Raw genomic sequence first — 18,386 nt, forward strand, 5'->3', positions numbered from 1 at the left:
AAAGCAAAGGAACTACGCTCAAACTCGGCGTTCGCCTCAAACACGTTCGCTTCGTTCCTTTAACGGTGCTTCTGACTCTCTAACTGTTTCTAACGGCATTCCACATTCACAATAATCCTTATCTATTATTTCCTTCAAGTCGTGACTGGCAGCGGATATTAATAAATGAAATGCCCGGAAGTGTAACCCGGTGGAGGCCACTACAGTACACAAGCTTGCCAAAAAGTCATGAAAATCCACTTATTGGCAGCTGACCACCGTAGCCTTCCGCTACCACAACCGTTAGGCAATTGCCATTTAATTCGTAAGGCATTCGACACCCACGGAATAAAAAGTAGAAAGCCGTTCCAGTGAATGTGAAGAAGGTGTTGGAAATAGTTAAGCGTCAAAATTATGCGTTGGGTTTTCGAAATTTGCCTGTTTGAGCTGAATGGCGAGTTGCAAATTTCGGAAGCCCGTTTTTAGCATAATTTTGACGCTTTAGTATTTCCCGCCGACGGAACCTGAACAGGAACGGCTTCCTGCTTTTTATGCAGGTCCGGGTAGTCATGCCTTCTAAATTAAATCCCAATACACTTACATTGAAATCCACCCAAATGCATTTGCTACCGAACTGACCAGAATAATAATAGCAAAGATTGGGCACAGATACTTGATCATTACGACAAATATCTTCTTTCTGCGGAATTTACTTTCCCCATGCCGGATTTCTTCTTCCATACGATCCACACCAACTACTTTAGATACAAATAAACTTGTCATCAACGCAGCAATCGGCATCATTACAGAATTGGTAAGGAAGTCAAAGAAGTCCAGGAACTGCATTCCGATAATCTTTACGAATGATAATGGTCCATATCCAAGGCATGACAATGTTCCGAGAATAATCATAATGAATCCCACAATAACTGTGGATTTCTTACGGCTCCATTTCAATTCGTCTTCTACTGTAGAAACTGCACTTTCTGTTAATGCGATAGAACTCGTAACAGCAGCAAATAATACAAGTAAAAAGAACAGGATTCCTGCAAACGTTCCAAATCCCATGCTGTCAAATACCTTTGGAATTGTAATAAACATTAATGACGGACCTGCCTGCAGCGTATCCGGATCTCCACCAGAGAATGCAAATACAGCCGGAATAATCATCAGACCAGCCATAATTGCAATTGCAGTATCAAATACTTCAACATTCCTTGTCGAATCTTCGATGGACGTGTCTTTTTTCATGTAAGAGCCAAATGTGACCAAAATACCCATAGCAATTGACAGAGAATAGAACATCTGTCCCATGGCTGTTACAACCGTCATCCATGAAAAGTTTTTAGGATTTGGTACAAGGAAGTATTTCACACCAGCCAGCGCACCCGGTCTTGTCACCGAATAGATTGCAATGATCACAGACAGTACCACCAATATCGGCATCATAAACTTGGAAACACGTTCAATTCCATTACGGACACCCGCATAGATAATGATCAATGTGAACATACAGAAAACAATAAAGCATATTTCCGTAGAAAGGCCATTGGATATAAATTTTGAAAAATATCCATCTTCTGCTAATTTTGCACCATTCCCTTTCAGGTATTCCACAAAATATTTAATTACCCATCCTCCAATGACAGAATAATACGGTACGATCAACACAGGAATGATTGCATTGATCCATCCACCGAACGACAACCATCCGGCCTTTTTGCCAAAGGCTTTAAACGCACCAACCGGACTCTTTCTTGTCATACGTCCAAGAGCTGATTCCGCAACGATCATTGTATAACCAAATGTCAGCGCAAGCAGAATGTAGATCAGGAGGAATATACCTCCACCATATTTTGCGGCCAGATAGGGGAATCTCCAGATATTTCCCAGACCGACGGATGCGCCTGCCGCAGACAGAACGAATCCTATTTTTCCTGAAAAGGAACTTCTGTTATTTTTTTCTTTTTCCATTTCTCTTTCAGTTCCGATTTTCCATGATTACAATCAATCAGAACTTTCCCTCTTTCTTATCAGATTATATTATCAGACATTGATTATTCTTATATGTCAGACGATTTATTTTATCACATTTACGCAGTGAAGTCACTATTAATTTACAGATATTGCATTTGAAAAAGATCCCCGTCAAATGACGGAGATCTTTTTCAAATCATTTTATGTATTTTATTTATCGTATTCGTTCATCCACTTGATCAGTTCTACACAGTAGTCATCGTGTCTGTCTACAAATGTTGTATGTCTTGCTCTCTCCCAGAGAATCCATTTCGTATCCGGGATCTCGTCTGCCATAGTCTTTGCAACTAATGGTGAACAAAGATCAGAGATACCACTCATGATCAGTGATGGAACTTTAATCTCATGAAGCCTGTCGATATATTCAAAATCTTTCAGTGTACCGGATGGAACGAATTCGTTCGGTCCCCATCCATACAGATAAGCTTCTCCACCGGATTTCTTAGGTCTTGTACAGCACTCCGGAAGATCTTCTCTCCAGTAATTGCAGTATCTGTCCATATAGTTATCTACAGCTTTCAGATAAGCTTCTCCTGTGAAGTCATTACGCTCCAGGGCATCGTTGATCGCTGCTTGATCTTCTTCTGTCATCATCTTGATTCTGCGCATTCCTTCTCTTGCCCACAGGCTGCTGCTTGGATGACCGGAAGAAATGATGAATGATTTTACACCTTTTGCTCCACGTTCAATCGCATATGCAATCTGCATCATACCGCCCCATGACTGGCCAATGATATGGCATTCATCCAGTCCGAGGTGTTCTCTTAATGCATCCAATTCATCCAGCCAAAGATCCTGTGTCCACATCTCCGGATGTCCATCCAGGTAAGATTTACCGCAACCCAACTGATCATACATAATGATCATACGATCATCATCATCTGCAACATTATCCAGTACTTCAAAATAGTTATGTGTAGATCCAGGTCCGCCATGTAAGCAGATCAGCGGAGCTTTTCCGTTATCTTTCTGTTCTCCAACGATTCTGTAATATGTCTGATAGCCATGGAAAGGCATATATCCTTCTGTAATTTTTGCCATTTTACCTATTCTCCTTTTCTTAAAAGACGCCGCAGACCGCTGGTCCGCGGCATTTTTTTATTATAATTTTCTGACACCCCTTGTCAGTTAAATTTTCTTATGAGTAAGTAAAGTTACTTACTTGCAGCTTTTTCTATGTACTTTAGAAGTATTAGATAGCTCTTGTGTATTCTTTCAGCCATTCTCTTTCTTCATCAGTCAGATATGGGCCAACTTTCTCGTAGCAGGCTTTGTGATAATCATTCAGCCATTCTTTCTCTGATCTTGTCAGTTCTTCCGGATCGATACCATCAAGGTCGATTGGTACGAAGTTCAGAGTCTCAAAGTGCATGAACTGTCCATATTTATTCTTCTCACCGTTTACAGTAAGCAGGTTGTTCTCGATACGGATACCAAAATCTCCTTCTTCATAGATTCCCGGCTCATCTGTAATTACCATACCAGGCTCAAACTGATGATGTTCGTTCTTAGAAGGAACGATGTACCAGCGGAATCCTGTTGGCGGCTCGTGGATACTTCCAAGATATCCGAAACCATGTCCGGTTCCGCACTGGAAGTCTTTGTTCATATCCCAGATTGGCTGTCTTGCCAATACATCCAGAGACCATCCGTGGTTACCATAGAGGAAGTTTGCTGCGCTTAAGTGCTGCATTGCTCTGTATACAGCTGTGTAATATTTCTTCAGTTCCGGTGTGATATGTCCCAGTACTGTTGTTCTGGTAATATCAGTAGAACCTTCATAATATCCGCCGCCTGTATCGCTCAGAAGCATACCGCCTTCTTTTAATACAACGTCTGTCTCTTTAGACGGTGCATAATGCATCATTGCAGCGTGCTCACCGAAAGCCTGCAGAGGTTCGAATGAGTCACGAATATATCCTTCCTGTTCTGCACGCAGAGCTGTCAGTTTATCTGAAGCAGAAAGCTCTGTAATCTCCATCTTGTCATAATTTTTCTTAACCCAGTAAATGAACTTCGTCAGTGCAATACTGTCTTTCAATTCTGCATTTTTGATATTTTCAATCTCAACAGCATTCTTAATTGCTTTCATCAAGATAGTCGGATTAGCTCCTTCTACTACCTTACATGGAAGACTCTTATACAGTGCATAGTTCATCTTCATCGGGTCAATCAGTGCAACCTCATCTGCACCAATCTTCTTAGCATCTTCGTAAATGTCATTGTATGGATGAATGTTGACATTATTCTTTGCCATCTCTTCTCTGATGCGGTCATTCAGTTTGCTGTCATCGATATACAGATCTACACTGTCTTTACGTACGATCACATAGTCCAGTACCAATGGGAAGAAGTCAATATCATCTCCTCTGAAGTTCAGAAGCCATGCGTTATCATCCAGAGACGCAATCAAATGTACCGTTGCTCCGTATTCAGCCATCTTCTCACGAACTCGTTTCAGCTTGGATGCAACATTCTCTCCTGTGTATTTGTCTTCCAGGAAGAAACAAGGTTTCTTAGAAAGAGACGGGCGATCTTCCCAGATCTGGTCGATCAGATCTACTTCATATTCGATCGTGATATTCTTTGCGCCCAATACTTCTTCATATTCCTGTCCTTCTCCCATAGAAAGAACACGGCCGTCAAATGCGACTTTACCGCCTTCCGGGATCTTCTGGGCAAGCCATTCTGTTGTAGATGGAGTATCATCAACAAACATCTTCATCAGGCGGACACCACTGCCTTCCATCTCGGTCAGTGCCTGTGTGAAATATCTTCCATCTGTCCACAGACCTGCGTCATCTTTTGCGATTACAGCTGTTCCGTAGGAACCACTGAATCCAGTGATGAACTTTCTTGCTTTGAAATGCTCTCCTACATACTCACTTTGATGGAAATCTGCAGTTGGCACAACATATGCATCGATATTCTGCTCTGCCATCAGTGCGCGAAGCTTTTCAATACGCTTTGCTACTTCTGTCATTTTGTTTTCCTCCTTAGCTACGTAATCTTTCCTCTTCTGCCAGTAAAACAGATTTCCCCATCGGCATCTGATTTATAGACTACGCTCTATATCTGGTTAAAATTATAACACTTTCGCGAAATGTTGCAACACTAAAAGCAATTATTTTATCTTTTTTTCGAAATTTTTCACAAAATTTATATACAGAAAACTTTAATGAAAAATATTTTCTGCATATTCAGATTGCATCCGCAGAACCTGCCAACGGTAGCTTCTTCCGAATGCATGACAAAAAAAGAGACAACCAAAACTGATTGTCTCTTTTTTATCATTTTTCAAAAATTAATCCTGAGCAATGATTTCTTTTTTGTTGTATGAACCACAAGCCTTGCATACTCTGTGAGGCATCATTAATTCGCCACACTTGCTGCATTTTACCAGGTTTGGTGCGCTCATTTTCCAGTTTGCTCTTCTTTTGTCTCTTCTTGCTTTAGAAGATTTATTCTTTGGACAAATTGACATAGGTTACACCTCCTTAAAATTCTTAAATACATCACGGATAACTGACATTCTAGGGTCGAGCCCCGTATCTTCACAGTTACAGGTACCTTTATTCAGGTTCTGACCACATACGTTGCAAATACCTTTACAGTCTTCGCTGCATAGAATTTTCGTCGGCCACCCTACCAATAACTCGTTGTAGACCAATTGTTCTACATCTAAGCTATATCCGTCAATATAGTTATTCTCGTCTAAATCTTCTGACTGATCATATGCATCTGACTCTGTATCAATCTTATGCTTGAAGTCAAGTGTCACCTTCACTTCTACATCTTCCAGACATCTGTCACATGGTGCAACTGATGTAATCTCAGCTTTACCAGTCACTTCCAACTTGCGGTCACCTGCATATTCTACAGACAATTCAAGTGGTGTCTTCTCTGTAATTGCATAATCTCCCATCTCAGACTTGAAACAAGTCATTTCAATCGGAACAGATTCATGTATTGCTTTATGCTGCTCAGACAGAACGTCGGATAGGTTTAATATCATAGTATCGTCTCCTATTCACACACTAGACTATTATATCATGTAAAATTATTTTGTCAACAGAAATTTACATTCTTTTAGTCATTTAGTCTTAAACTAATTTTGCTGTTTCACGAGCAATAGCTAACTCTTCGTTTGTAGGAAGGACAATTACTTTTACTTTTGATTCTGGTGTAGAAATTACGGTTGTCTCTCCGTGAACATTCTCATTCTTTTCTTCGTCGAGCTCTACGCCAAGATATCCAAGGTAATCACAGATGTCTTTTCTGAGGTCCGGAGCATTCTCTCCAACACCGGCTGTAAATGTGATTGCATCTACACCGTTCATTGCTGCTGTATAAGATCCGATATATTTTGCAACACGGTATTTGTAAGTATCCATTGCAAGCTGTGCTCTTTCGTTTCCGTCAGCAGCTGCCTGTCTTACATCACGGAAGTCAGAAGACACACCGCTGATTCCAAGAAGTCCTGACTTTTTGTTCAGGATATTCAGCATCTCATCTACGCTGATATCTTCATGATTGCAGATGAACTGAAGAACTGCAGGATCAACATCTCCACTACGTGTTCCCATAACAAGTCCTTCCAAAGGAGTAAGTCCCATACTTGTGTCTACGCATTTTCCACCGATAGATGCGGAGATGCTTGCACCATTACCAATGTGGCATACAATAACCTTTGCATCTTCTTTTCCAAGAAGTTTTACAGTTTCACCAGATACGAACATATGGCTTGTTCCGTGGAAACCATATCTTCTGATGCTGTATTTCTCATAATATTCATATGGGATTGCATACATAGCTGCTTTCTTTGGAATATTCATACCAAATGCTGTATCGAATACTGCTACATTCGGTTTGCCAGGCATTGCTTTTTCGCAAGCTTCAATACCGATCAGGTTTGCAGGGTTATGAAGAGGTCCGAGGTCGAAGCAGTCACGAACAACTTTCTTCACGTCTTCTGTTACAAGTGTTGCATCACTGTAAATAGTACCTGCATGCAGTACACGGTGTCCGATTGCTGTAATCTCATCCGCACTTTCGATCACACCATGCTCTTTATCCTGTAAAGCATCCAGTACTAACTGTACTGCTACACCATGATCTGGCATTGCCTGCTCTACAACATATTTATCTTTTCCTGTTGGTTTGTGTGTTAATACAGATCCATCGGCTCCGATTCTTTCACAGATACCTTTTGCAAGAACGCTCTCGTTCTCCATGTCGATCAACTGATATTTTAAAGATGAACTTCCGCAGTTCATTACTAATACTTTCATATTATTTCTCCTCTTACTTTATCTCTTACTGATTCTGGCACTGAACTGCTGTGATTGCAACAACACCTTCAATATCCTTAGCACTGCATCCTCTTGAAAGGTCGTTAACAGGTGCTGCGATTCCCTGTGTCATTGGTCCGTAAGCTTCTGCTTTTGCAAGACGCTGAACAAGTTTGTATCCAATGTTACCTGCATCAAGGTTAGGGAAGATCAGAGTATTGGCTTTTCCTGCAACCTGGCTTCCTGGTGCTTTAGCTGCTCCAACAGAAGGAACAAGTGCTGCATCAAGCTGCATCTCTCCGTCTAACATAAGATCCGGATTCTCAGCTTTTGCGATCTTAACAGCTTCCTGTACTTTTGTTACGTCATCGTGTTTTGCACTTCCCATTGTTGAGTAAGAAAGCATAGCAACTCTTGGATCAGCACCAACGAGCTGTTTGAAGCTTTCTGCTGAAGACTGAGCGATTGCTGCAAGCTCTTCGGATGTAGGATTCTGGTTCAGTCCGCAGTCAGCGAATACAAATGTTCCGTTCTCTCCCATGTCGCAGTCAGGTACTACCATAACAAAGAATGCAGATACAAGCTTTGTTCCTGGTTTTGTCTTCAGGATCTGAAGGCATGGACGAAGTGTGTCAGCTGTAGAGTGGCATGCTCCGGATACCATTCCGTCTGCATCTTTCATCTTAACCATCATTACACCATAATATAAGTAATTAGTAAGAAGAATCTCTCTTGCCTGCTCTTCTGTCATTCCTTTTTTCTTTCTCAGTTCAACAAGTGTTGCTACATATTCGTCTGTCTTCTCATATGTAGCAGGGTCTACGATTGTAGCTCCTGTGATGTCGAAATCCCCTTTATTCTTAGCGATTTCTTCTTCGCTTCCGATCAGGATCAGGTTAGCTGTTCCTTCTTTTAAAATTGCCTCTGCTGCCTCATAAGTTCTGATGTCTTCGCTCTCTGGAAGAACGATTGTTTTTTTACAACTTTTTGCTTTTGCTTTGATTTCATCTATAAATCCCATGATAAATAGACTCCTTTCCAAATATTTTTCTCAGTATTTTCATTATAATACAAAGAACCCCTGTGGACAAGGGTTCTTCCTGTAATCTTATGTCTCTTTTTGCGTACAATGTACAATATCCGTTATATTTTGCTTCTGATATATTACATTTTCACGACATTATAATTGAAAAACGTGACTTACGATCGCAAAATACACACTGATCGTACTGATATCAACCAATGTAGAAATCAAAGGCGTTGCCATGATCGCCGGATCCAGCCCAATCTTTTTCGCAACCAATGGCAATGTACATCCAACCACTTTCGCAATCAGTACGGTACATGCCATAGTAAGTCCAATGGTAAACGCCATGGTGGCATCTCCCTGGCCCATCAGCATAATTCGGATTCCATTCACTACCGATAAGATAATGCTGATACAGAATGCAATTCGGATCTCTTTCCAGATCACCTTAAACAGATCAGAAAATTCAATCTCTCCAACTGCCAGCCCACGAATCACCAGTGTCGAGCTCTGTGATCCACAGTTTCCACCGGTTCCGGTAAGCATCGGAACAAATCCCGCAAGCTGCGGCATCAGTGCCAGTGCATTTTCATAGCTGTTCATGATCATCTGTGTTACGGTTGCAGACAGCATCAAAAACAGCAGCCACGGAATACGACTCTTTACATGTTCAAATATCGATGTCCCGAAATACGAATCTTCATTCGGATTGACACCAGCCATGATACTGATATCTTCCGTTGTCTCCTCCTGTAATACCTGCATGGCATCATCAACCGTTACGATACCCACCATGCAATTTTCATGATCCACGATTGGCAGTGCGATCAGTCCATACTTGGTAATGGTATTTGCCACATCTTCCTGATCGTCTGTTGTACGTGCATACAGCATATTGGTATCCATGATCTCTTCTATTGTCTTGGATTCACTGCTTGTCAGCAATTCTTTTACATCAACCTGACCGATCAGATGGCGCTGTTCTGTAACATAACAGGTATAGATTGTCTCACGGTTCAGCCCAACCTGGCGGATCTTCAGAATCGATTCTGCAACCGTCATTTCTCTGCGAAGCGCAATATAATCTACATTCATCACGCTTCCGGCACTGTCTTCCGGATATTGTAACAGTTGATTGATCTGTTGACGCTTTTCTTCATCTGTAACCATCAGAAGTCTGTCCACTACATTGGCAGGCATCTCTTCCAACACATCAACGGTATCATCCAGATACATTTCCTCCATGATCTCTTCAAGCTCGGAATCCGTCAGTGCATTGATCAGGTCCTCTCGCGTATCACTGTCCATATAAGAAAATGTCTCTGCAGCTTCTTCTTTTGCAAGCAAACGGAATACCAGCACCATATGCTTCTGATCAAACTCTTCCAGAATCTCCGCAAGGTCTACAGGATACATATTTGTTTCCAGTTCTTCTTTCAGTTCTTTATATTCTCTCGCATCCAGCATGTCTTTGATACGTTCTTCAGTCAGTTCTTCTCTGTCTTCTACATAATCAATATCATCTTCTTCTCGCTGTCCGTCCTCCAGGGGCTGCTCCTCATTCATCTTCTCTTCCATAACAATATGCATCCTCCTTTCTTCGAATTTTGCTGGGTAAACATCCCATTTGCGTACCCCACTATTGTATAGTATAATCAATTCCAGAATGTTATACAAGGAGATTCTTATGAAAACTGTTGGACTTATCACAGAATACAATCCATTTCACAATGGACATCTTTATCATATAGAAAAAGCAAAAGAACTGACCGGTGCCGACCGGGTTATAGTCATCATGAGCGGCGACTATGTGCAACGTGGAACTCCCGCCGTTCTTTCCAAGCATTCAAGGGCACATATGGCCCTTTTAAACGGTGCATCTGTTGTGCTTGAACTTCCGGTCTGTTATTCCTGCGCAAGTGCAGAATTCTTTGCAAAGGGTGCAGTATCTGTCTTAGACGGTCTTGGCTGTATAGATGCGCTTTGTTTTGGGAGTGAATGTGGTAATCTGGAACATTTAACATCCATCGCACACCTTCTGTCTGCCGAACCAGAAACCTACCGTCACCATCTCCAGAGTTCATTAAAAAATGGCATGTCTTTTCCGGCAGCAAGATGTCACGCTCTCGAAAAAATGACTGGCGATGCCTATGCTTCACAGATTCTTTCTGATCCCAATAATATACTGGGAATTGAATATCTGAAAGCTCTTAAAGAACTGAACAGTCCGATTGTTCCATTTACCTTAAAAAGAGAATTTTCCGGATATCATGACACAGAACTTCATGACTGCTCCAGTTCTGCTTCTGCAATCCGAAAAGTCTTGATGAATATTCCGGCATCCCCGTACCTGCCAAAAAACATATCCGCACAGCTAAGCGAGCAATTACCACCCGGTTCTTTATCTATTATACAGAATGAATGGAACTTTTCCTGTCCTGTGGAAGCAGATGATTTTTCACTGTTGTTAAAATACCGCCTGCTGAGCGAACCCCATGAATCTCTTTGCAAATACCAGGATGTATCTGAAGAGCTTTCCAACCGAATCATCCGGAACCGGAATCAGTTTCGCTCTTTCGGACAATTCTGCACCCTTTTAAAAACAAAAGAACTGACTTACAGCCGTATCAGCAGAAGTTTACTGCATATTCTGCTATCCATAACCACAGAAGATATGCATGCATACCAGGACAATTCCTGTTCATATGCGCGTATTCTTGGTTTCCGGAAAGAACATACCGATGTCTTACGCGCGATGAAAGATCATGCTTCCATACCGATCATTACCAAACTAGGCAAATCAGCATCTCTTTTGTCACCGGAAGCTTCACGTATGTTGAACCAGACTTCTTTTGCTTCCGACCTGTACGAAAGTGTTATCTCCGATAAATTCGGCATACCGTTCACAAGCGAACAGCAAAAGCAGATTATACGTGTATAGTACTTCGACATATGATATTTTCTACGTTTCCCTTTGCATACTTTTGTATACAAAAACATGCGGCGTATGACGAAATATCTTCTTCCTGCGAATGGAAGCTGAACTTATTTCATCATGCGCCGCACATTTTATTATACATTACATGGATTTATTTTTAATTTTTGAAACTATGTACAGGAGCCGGAATTCTTCCTTTTCTATTTACAAATGCACTACAATCATATTCGTTAACAGGAATGATCGGAGCATATCCCAGCAGTCCGCCAAATTCGGCAGTCTCTCCTACATCTTTTCCGATAACCGGGATCAGACGTACAGCTGTTGTCTTCTGATTCACCATACCGATTGCCATCTCATCTGCAATAATTCCCGAAATAGTTGAAGCTGTTGTCTTACCTGGAATTGCAATCATGTCAAGTCCTACCGAACATACACATGTCATTGCTTCGAGTTTTTCGATCGTAAGAGCACCCATCTCTACTGCATCGATCATGCCTTTATCTTCACTGACAGGAATGAACGCACCACTTAAGCCGCCTACATAAGATGAAGCCATGACGCCGCCTTTTTTCACCTGATCATTCAGCATAGCAAGTGCTGCTGTTGTTCCCGGTGCTCCAACACGCTCCAGACCAATTTCTTCCAGGATCTCAGCCACACTGTCTCCTACTGCCGGAGTCGGTGCCAGTGACAGATCGATGATTCCGAACGGAATGCCAAGTCTCTTCGATGCCTCTCCCGCAACAAGCTGTCCCACACGAGTTACCTTAAAAGCAGTCTTTTTGATTGTTTCGCATAATTCTTCAAAACCTTTGCCACGTACCTGTTCAATTGCATGTTTTACAACTCCCGGTCCACTGACACCTACATTGATCACTGCATCTCCTTCTGTCACACCGAGGAACGCTCCCGCCATAAACGGATTATCATCCGGTGCATTACAGAATACCACAAGTTTTGCACATCCCAGAGAATCATTTTCTTTTGTTGCTTCTGCTGTTTCCTTAACAATCTCACCACACAGACGCACCGCATCCATATTGATTCCCGTCTTTGTAGAACCTACGTTGATGGAACTGCAGATTCGATCCGTACATGCGAGTGCCTGTGGTACAGAACGGATCAGATTCTCATCACTCTTTGTCATAGACTTTGACACCAGTGCCGAATATCCGCCGATAAAATTCACTCCGACTTCTTTTGCCGCTTTGTCCAATGTCTTTGCAATTGTCACAAAGTCTTCCGGACTCTTACATGCAGCACCGCCAATCAGCGCCACTGGTGTAATAGAAATTCGTTTGTTTACAATCGGAATACCGAATTCCTGTTCAATCTCTTCTCCGGTCTTTACAAGATCTTTTGCAACCGTAGTGATCTTGTTGTAAATATTTTCATTTAATTTATCAAGGTCTGCATCTATGCAATCCAACAGGCTGATTCCGAGAGTGATCGTACGTACATCCAGATTTTCCTCAGCAATCATCTGATTTGTCTCATATACTTCATATCTGTTTATCATGTGTTTTTTCCTGCCTTTCAGTGATTTTACTTATAATCTGTGCATTTTTTCAAATATTTCTTCTCTCTGGCAGTGAATAGTAACACCAATAGAAGTTCCGATCTCTTCCAGTTCTTTTGAAACTACGGCTACTTCTTTACTGCAATTTGTCACATCAACAATCATCATCATGTTAAAGTATCCATCCACGATGGTCTGCGAAATATCAAGGATATTAATGTTAGTTCCTGCAAGATATTCACATACTTTTGCAATAATACCTACGGTGTCTTTTCCTACAACTGTAATTACACATTTCTTCATGATTTGTTTTCCTCCTGTTGTCTTCACATCGTTTCTTACATTTTTGCTTCATTCTTATAATGTAATGATATCAGATACCTGATCTCGTTTGGCTACCATCATCGGAATATCATCTCCTTTATAAGGATTGTCACCGATACTGATCTCCAGTTTGACCGTTTCGTATGCCAGTTCTTCGTAATTGTTCTCTTTACTCAGATGTCCCAGAACTACATATTGCAGGTCATCATGTAATATATCGCAAAGAAGCTTTCCAGACAGTTCATTAGAAAGATGTCCCCTGTCGCCCATTACCCTTCGTTTCAATGGATATGGGTAAGGTCCTACTTCCAACATATGTATGTCATGGTTTGCTTCCAGAACGACCGCATTCAGATCGCTCAGATGTTCTACGGTATAATCATCATATACCCCGAGATCTGTTGCAACTGCAACAGATTTTTTTCCATTTTCAATTCTGTAACCAGACGGTTCATTTGCATCATGGGAAATTGCAAACGGATCTATATTCAATGTTCCAAGTGAAAATGGATGATCTATCTCTATCTCATGTAAAAGGCCTTCCGGAAGTTTTCCGAGACTTTTACAATTCCTGATTCCTTCAATGGTTCCGGGCGTTGCATAGATTGGAATCTCATACTTTCTGCTGAACACACCAAGTCCCTGAATATGATCTACATGTTCGTGTGTGATCAGTATTCCCTCCAGCTCATCCCCTTTTATCTCCAACTTTGATAATCCTTCTTCGATTCTTTTCTTGCTGATTCCTGTATCGACCAGAAGATGTGTCTGATCATCTCCTACATAAATACAATTTCCACTGCTTCCACTCGCAATGCTGCATAATCTCATACTAAATAATATCTGCCTTTCCTATAAATCTTCCACGATCTTATTCAGCTGGATCTTTGTCTCTTCAAACTGTCCGCTGTTATCGATCACCCGGTCACAATGACGCATGAACAGATCTTTCGGAAGCTGTGCTTCAAAAATCTGATCGACCTTGCTGTCTTCATATCCTCTTGCGTATTTTAAACGTTTTCTTCTGATGGAATCCTCTACATACACATACCAGAGTTCATCACAAATTTCCTCATAATGATCTTCTATCAGAAGTGCGCCTTCTATCAGCATCAGATTCGTATTCTTGCGTTCTTCTCTTGTGATCTTTTTCTGAATCTCTTCTTTTACCCTCGGATGTACAATTCCATTTAACACAGAAAGTTCAACTCTGTCGGCAAATACAATGTCAGAAAGCTTCGCACGATCCAGTTCACCTTTTTCATCCAGGATTTCATTCCCGAAATGAGCCACAATTTCATCAAAGCATTCTGTTCCTTTTTTCTGTAGTTTCTTTCCTACTTCATCCGCCATACAAATAGTCGCACCATACTTATTATTCAGATATTCCAGAATCTGTGTCTTTCCTGCGCCTACTCCTCCGGTAATTCCTATAATCTTCATCTTTCACACCTCTTATTTTGCTTCGTACCAGTTATCTCCTGTATGCATATCTATCTCAAGCGGTACTTTTAATTCTGCCGCATGTTCCATTTCTTCTTTCAAGATATTCTGAACCTCATCCAGCTCCGGCTCATACGCCTCGATCAAAAGTTCATCATGTACCTGTAATACAAGTCTTGATTTCATCTTCTGGTCTTTCAGTCTCTGATTCACCCGGATCATTGCAATCTTGATGATATCAGCTGCTGCTCCCTGAATCGGTGAATTCATTGCTACACGCTCACCGAACGAACGCTGCATGAAGTTGCTGGAAGAAAGCTCTGGTACCGGTCTGCGTCTTCCAAAGAGCGTCACCACATAACCTTCTTCTTTGGCATGCGTTACTGCATGATCCAGAAATGTCTTAATTCCCGGATAGGTTGCAAAATAATCATCAATATATTTTGCAGCTTCTTTACGTGTAATACTTAAATCCTGGCTTAATCCGAACGAACTGATTCCGTACACGATACCAAAATTTACAGCCTTTGCATTTCGCCTCTGCTGAGGAGTTACTTCATCAAACGGTATATGAAATACCTGTGATGCCGTAATCCGATGGATATCACTCTGTTCCTTGTATGCCTGGATCAGATGCTCATCTCCTGAGCAATGTGCCAGAACACGAAGTTCAATCTGCGAATAATCGGCATCCACAAATCGATATCCTTCTTCCGGAATAAATACTTTACGAATCAGACGTCCAAGTTCCATCCTTACCGGAATATTCTGAAGATTCGGTTCAGTACTGCTGATTCTTCCGGTCGCCGTAATCGTCTGGTTAAATTTTCCATGAATCCGCCCATCATCCTGAATATAATTCGCCAGCCCGTCTGCATATGTGGACTTGAGTTTGGTATATTGACGATATTCCAGAATCTTTGCGACTACCGGATGTTCCGGTGCAAGCTTTTCCAGTACATCTGCCGCAGTCGAATAACCTGTCTTTGTCTTGCGCCCACCCGGGAGCTTCATATTTTCAAACAGTACAACTCCAAGCTGCTTTGGTGAATTAATATTAAATGTCTCACCTGCTTCTTCGTAAATTTCTTTTTCCAGTTCGGCAATTTTACCCGCGAGTTGATCGCCATACTGTTTCAAAGCATCCGCTTCTACACGGATTCCATTTTGTTCCATATCAAACAATGTGAATACCAACGGCATCTCAATATCCCGGAACAACGTATCCATCTTTGTATCCCGTAATTTCTGCCGCAGAACCTCTACCGACGCATAATTTACATAAGACTCATAGCAGGCTTTCATATCCTGATCGATCTTTTCATCAATCATCAGACCCAGATGTTCTCTTGCAACATCTTCCCATGTATAATTATTTTTAAGTGGATTCAAAAGATATGCAGCCACACTAACATCAAAGCAGTTTGCCTGATTCCGGATTGTTACCTGTTCCATAGACTCTTTTAAATGGAACATTGCATACGTTTCTGCCTTCTCAGCCACATCCGCAAGTTTTTTCAGTAACCATTCTCCGGTTATGTCTTTTTCAACTTTGATACAATAACTTTCCTCTTTTGAAAAGCACAGTCCGATACCTCCAAGTCCGGCCTGATCTGCAAACAACGGTAATACATTTTCCAGATCTTTGAAGATTACGGCGCCTATTGTACTTGCTTCTTCCGCCTGTACAAAGACTTTCTCCGCTTCTGATTTGGAAGTAATGATCTTAAATCCGTCCTCGACCTTGTTGGCCGGTGCCGAAACATCGAATCTGGAAAGAAGATTTTTAAATTCCAGTTTCTGGAAAAAGATATATGCTTCTTCCGTATATAGATTACCGAGCTTTGCTTCGGATAGTTCATACGGGAAATCAGCCTTTACATTGATCGTTGCCAGCTCTTTACTGAGCACCGCAAGATCCCAGTGTTCACTTAAAGCCTTGGATGCTCTTGGCGGTTTCAGCTCATCCACATGTTCATGCGCTTCTTCAATCGAATGATACTGTGTAATAATCTTTGTCGCTGTCTTCTCCCCGATGCTTGGAACTCCTGGAATATTATCTGCCGTATCTCCCATCAGTGCCTTCAGATCAATAAATTCTTTTGGCGTCACCTGATAACGTTCTTCAACATCTTTAGCGTAGTAATCTTCAATTTCTGTCTTGCCCTGCTTAGTCTTCGGAATTCGGATTTTTACATGCTCTGTCGCAAGCTGCAGCAGATCGCGGTCTCCGGAAATAACGGTAACTTCCATACCTTCATTCTCACATCGATTGGATAATGTTCCAATCAGATCATCTGCTTCCAGGCCGGCACATTCAATCGTCTTAACCCCCATTGCGTGAAGCACTTCTTTGATCACCGGAACCTGCTGCCTTAACTCATCAGCCATCGGCTTTCTTGTTCCTTTATATTCTGCATACATCTTGTGTCTGAAAGTCGGGGCGTGAACATCGAATGCCACCGTCAGATATTCTGGTTTTTCTTCTTCCAGAAGTTTAAACATAATCGTTAGAAATCCATATATTGCATTTGTATGAAGGCCCTCCGCATTCGTCAGATCCGGCAGCCCGTAAAAAGCCCGGTTAAGAATACTGTGGCCGTCAATCAGAACAATTTTACTGCTCATTTTGTCTCTCCACCTAAATAGTTCATTTCTTATAAAATCACTATCTTACTATACACCAATTTGTGCCTTTTTAAAAGGTTAATTTTTCTCACTGATTTTCTTTCTACGGTTTCTTTTCATTTTTAGAAAAAGGGGATTGACAGACATTACATTTATAGTTATAATTTATTTTGTTGTGTAAGCAACATATATGCGGATATGGCGGAATGGCAGACGCACAAGACTCAAAATCTTGCGGAGGTGACTTCGTGTGGGTTCAAGTCCCACTATCCGCATTCAAAAAGCCCAGTAAAATCAAGGGGTTTAACGATTAGAGACATTTACTTTTCTTACTATTTTTGTTACTATGGTTTCGTAAGAAGTAAATGTTTTTTTTATACTCTTCCAGCACATTCCATGAATTTGCTCTTTTCTTCCATGGAACTCACATCGTATGTATAATTTTCTTCATTTACTTTTTCCGTATGACCCAACAAAGACACTGCTACTGTTCCAGATACACCGGCACATTTCATATTAGAATTCAATGTTCTTCTGATAGCATGGATACTTTTCTTGTTATGGAATTCTGCTGTTGTTGTGTTATTAACTGCACAGTCTGATATTCTTGAAGCATACACTCTTCCCCTGTCATCTTGAAAAACATACTCGCCTAACCAGCCATTCTTAAATTCAAACTCTTTTACTTTTCTTAATACCCTTGCCATATCATCTGTCAATGGATTATCTGAGTCGGCGAATTGTTGAGTCAGAACATGAAACTGTCCGTCAGCAATGGAATAAAGCTTCTCTTGAAAAGAGTGTATCAGAAATTCACGAACGGCAGCAGGACAAAGAAAAGCACACCTAAAGGCGTTTCTCCCTTAAGTGTGCTTCTATTATTCACGTTAATAGTCAAATATAAAAAGCATAATTACTTTTGGATGGGCGGTGTATCCATCATCTCAGGTACTCTTTTCAGAGTGCGTCGGGAACCATTTCCGACCTCAAAAATAACTATGCTTATTATCAATGTATGTTGTTTACATTTATACTATACTATTCATTTTCGTCATTGTCAATATTTGCGTTTTTTATTCTTCCACTGTACAAACGTCTACTTATCTTTGAACCTTGGATATCATACATCGAAGAAACATATAAATATTGACCATCTTTTTCCAACTTTACTCCAACCAATACATTCTTAGAATACTT

At 41.2% G+C, this 18,386-nt stretch carries 15 protein-coding genes and 1 tRNA gene; 2 read left to right on the forward strand and 14 right to left on the reverse strand.

Annotation, left to right across the window (positions count from 1 at the left end; translation table 11 throughout):
- Positions 1-576 precede the first annotated feature (576 nt).
- From NCY30_RS12775 to mgtE, 8 genes are all read right to left on the reverse strand, one after another.
- Complete coding sequence (locus tag NCY30_RS12775; protein ID WP_138376763.1) at positions 577-1,953, reverse strand: sodium-dependent transporter; 1,377 nt, start codon at positions 1,951-1,953, stop codon at positions 577-579.
- Between the two features lie 213 nt (positions 1,954-2,166).
- A complete protein-coding gene (gene pepI / locus NCY30_RS12780) occupies positions 2,167-3,057 on the reverse strand; it encodes a proline iminopeptidase (RefSeq protein ID WP_006426675.1) in 891 nt (296 codons plus the stop codon).
- A gap of 151 nt (positions 3,058-3,208) precedes the next feature.
- On the reverse strand, positions 3,209-4,999 hold the full coding sequence (locus tag NCY30_RS12785; protein ID WP_006426676.1) for an aminopeptidase P family N-terminal domain-containing protein: 1,791 nt from the start codon (positions 4,997-4,999) through the stop codon (positions 3,209-3,211).
- Between the two features lie 321 nt (positions 5,000-5,320).
- A complete protein-coding gene (gene rpmF / locus NCY30_RS12790) occupies positions 5,321-5,500 on the reverse strand; it encodes a 50S ribosomal protein L32 (protein WP_005332600.1) in 180 nt (59 codons plus the stop codon).
- A gap of 3 nt (positions 5,501-5,503) precedes the next feature.
- Positions 5,504-6,031 (reverse strand): YceD family protein, encoded by a 528-nt coding sequence (locus NCY30_RS12795; RefSeq protein WP_022415680.1) that lies wholly within the window; start codon positions 6,029-6,031, stop codon positions 5,504-5,506.
- Positions 6,032-6,119: 88 nt separating this feature from the next.
- Positions 6,120-7,307, reverse strand: coding sequence for an acetate kinase (locus tag NCY30_RS12800; protein ID WP_006426679.1), 1,188 nt, complete (start codon positions 7,305-7,307; stop codon positions 6,120-6,122).
- 25 nt (positions 7,308-7,332) lie between these two features.
- A complete protein-coding gene (gene pta, locus NCY30_RS12805) occupies positions 7,333-8,328 on the reverse strand; it encodes a phosphate acetyltransferase (RefSeq protein WP_006426680.1) in 996 nt (331 codons plus the stop codon).
- Positions 8,329-8,487: 159 nt separating this feature from the next.
- Positions 8,488-9,825 (reverse strand): magnesium transporter, encoded by a 1,338-nt coding sequence (mgtE, locus tag NCY30_RS12810; RefSeq protein ID WP_195389664.1) that lies wholly within the window; start codon positions 9,823-9,825, stop codon positions 8,488-8,490.
- Positions 9,826-10,021: 196 nt separating this feature from the next.
- On the opposite strand from mgtE, the gene NCY30_RS12815 reads away from it, so the two are divergent.
- Entirely contained in the window at positions 10,022-11,275 is a 1,254-nt protein-coding gene (locus NCY30_RS12815; RefSeq protein WP_022415682.1) for a nucleotidyltransferase, read from the forward strand.
- A gap of 154 nt (positions 11,276-11,429) precedes the next feature.
- Here the strand turns inward: NCY30_RS12815 and NCY30_RS12820 are convergent, their stop codons facing one another.
- The 5 genes from NCY30_RS12820 to polA are packed head-to-tail and all read right to left on the reverse strand — an operon-like array spanning position 11,430 to position 17,189.
- A complete protein-coding gene (locus NCY30_RS12820) occupies positions 11,430-12,794 on the reverse strand; it encodes a PFL family protein (protein ID WP_006426683.1) in 1,365 nt (454 codons plus the stop codon).
- Positions 12,795-12,824: 30 nt separating this feature from the next.
- Positions 12,825-13,097, reverse strand: coding sequence for an ACT domain-containing protein (locus tag NCY30_RS12825; protein WP_006426684.1), 273 nt, complete (start codon positions 13,095-13,097; stop codon positions 12,825-12,827).
- A 54-nt stretch (positions 13,098-13,151) separates the two neighbouring features.
- Positions 13,152-13,949 (reverse strand): MBL fold metallo-hydrolase, encoded by a 798-nt coding sequence (locus tag NCY30_RS12830; protein ID WP_195369212.1) that lies wholly within the window; start codon positions 13,947-13,949, stop codon positions 13,152-13,154.
- Between the two features lie 21 nt (positions 13,950-13,970).
- Positions 13,971-14,561 carry a dephospho-CoA kinase gene (gene coaE, locus NCY30_RS12835; RefSeq protein ID WP_055194125.1) on the reverse strand — a complete coding sequence of 197 codons (591 nt, stop codon included), beginning with the start codon at positions 14,559-14,561 and terminating at the stop codon, positions 13,971-13,973.
- Positions 14,562-14,573: 12 nt separating this feature from the next.
- Positions 14,574-17,189 carry a DNA polymerase I gene (polA, locus tag NCY30_RS12840; RefSeq protein ID WP_022415684.1) on the reverse strand — a complete coding sequence of 872 codons (2,616 nt, stop codon included), beginning with the start codon at positions 17,187-17,189 and terminating at the stop codon, positions 14,574-14,576.
- Between the two features lie 192 nt (positions 17,190-17,381).
- On the opposite strand from polA, the gene NCY30_RS12845 reads away from it, so the two are divergent.
- Positions 17,382-17,464, forward strand: a tRNA-Leu gene (locus NCY30_RS12845).
- Between the two features lie 99 nt (positions 17,465-17,563).
- Here NCY30_RS12845 and NCY30_RS12850 read toward each other — a convergent pair.
- Entirely contained in the window at positions 17,564-17,896 is a 333-nt protein-coding gene (locus NCY30_RS12850) for a hypothetical protein (protein ID WP_006426688.1), read from the reverse strand.
- Positions 17,897-18,386 lie beyond the last annotated feature (490 nt).

The sequence above is a fragment of the Dorea sp. MB18-49 genome, from assembly GCF_023669465.1.
In the GTDB taxonomy this organism is placed as follows: domain Bacteria; phylum Bacillota; class Clostridia; order Lachnospirales; family Lachnospiraceae; genus Dorea_A; species Dorea_A longicatena.

Coding starts and splice junctions, on each gene's coding strand:
- pta (WP_006426680.1), bottom strand. CDS start 8,328: ATGGGATTTATAGATGAAATCAAAGCAAAAGCAAAAAGTTGTAAAAAA.
- NCY30_RS12800 (WP_006426679.1), bottom strand. CDS start 7,307: ATGAAAGTATTAGTAATGAACTGCGGAAGTTCATCTTTAAAATATCAG.
- NCY30_RS12850 (WP_006426688.1), bottom strand. CDS start 17,896: ATGGCAAGGGTATTAAGAAAAGTAAAAGAGTTTGAATTTAAGAATGGC.
- NCY30_RS12795 (WP_022415680.1), bottom strand. CDS start 6,031: ATGATATTAAACCTATCCGACGTTCTGTCTGAGCAGCATAAAGCAATA.
- NCY30_RS12815 (WP_022415682.1), top strand. CDS start 10,022: ATGAAAACTGTTGGACTTATCACAGAATACAATCCATTTCACAATGGA.
- NCY30_RS12785 (WP_006426676.1), bottom strand. CDS start 4,999: ATGACAGAAGTAGCAAAGCGTATTGAAAAGCTTCGCGCACTGATGGCA.
- pepI (WP_006426675.1), bottom strand. CDS start 3,057: ATGGCAAAAATTACAGAAGGATATATGCCTTTCCATGGCTATCAGACA.
- rpmF (WP_005332600.1), bottom strand. CDS start 5,500: ATGTCAATTTGTCCAAAGAATAAATCTTCTAAAGCAAGAAGAGACAAA.
- NCY30_RS12820 (WP_006426683.1), bottom strand. CDS start 12,794: ATGATAAACAGATATGAAGTATATGAGACAAATCAGATGATTGCTGAG.
- coaE (WP_055194125.1), bottom strand. CDS start 14,561: ATGAAGATTATAGGAATTACCGGAGGAGTAGGCGCAGGAAAGACACAG.
- polA (WP_022415684.1), bottom strand. CDS start 17,189: ATGAGCAGTAAAATTGTTCTGATTGACGGCCACAGTATTCTTAACCGG.
- NCY30_RS12825 (WP_006426684.1), bottom strand. CDS start 13,097: ATGAAGAAATGTGTAATTACAGTTGTAGGAAAAGACACCGTAGGTATT.
- NCY30_RS12775 (WP_138376763.1), bottom strand. CDS start 1,953: ATGGAAAAAGAAAAAAATAACAGAAGTTCCTTTTCAGGAAAAATAGGA.
- NCY30_RS12830 (WP_195369212.1), bottom strand. CDS start 13,949: ATGAGATTATGCAGCATTGCGAGTGGAAGCAGTGGAAATTGTATTTAT.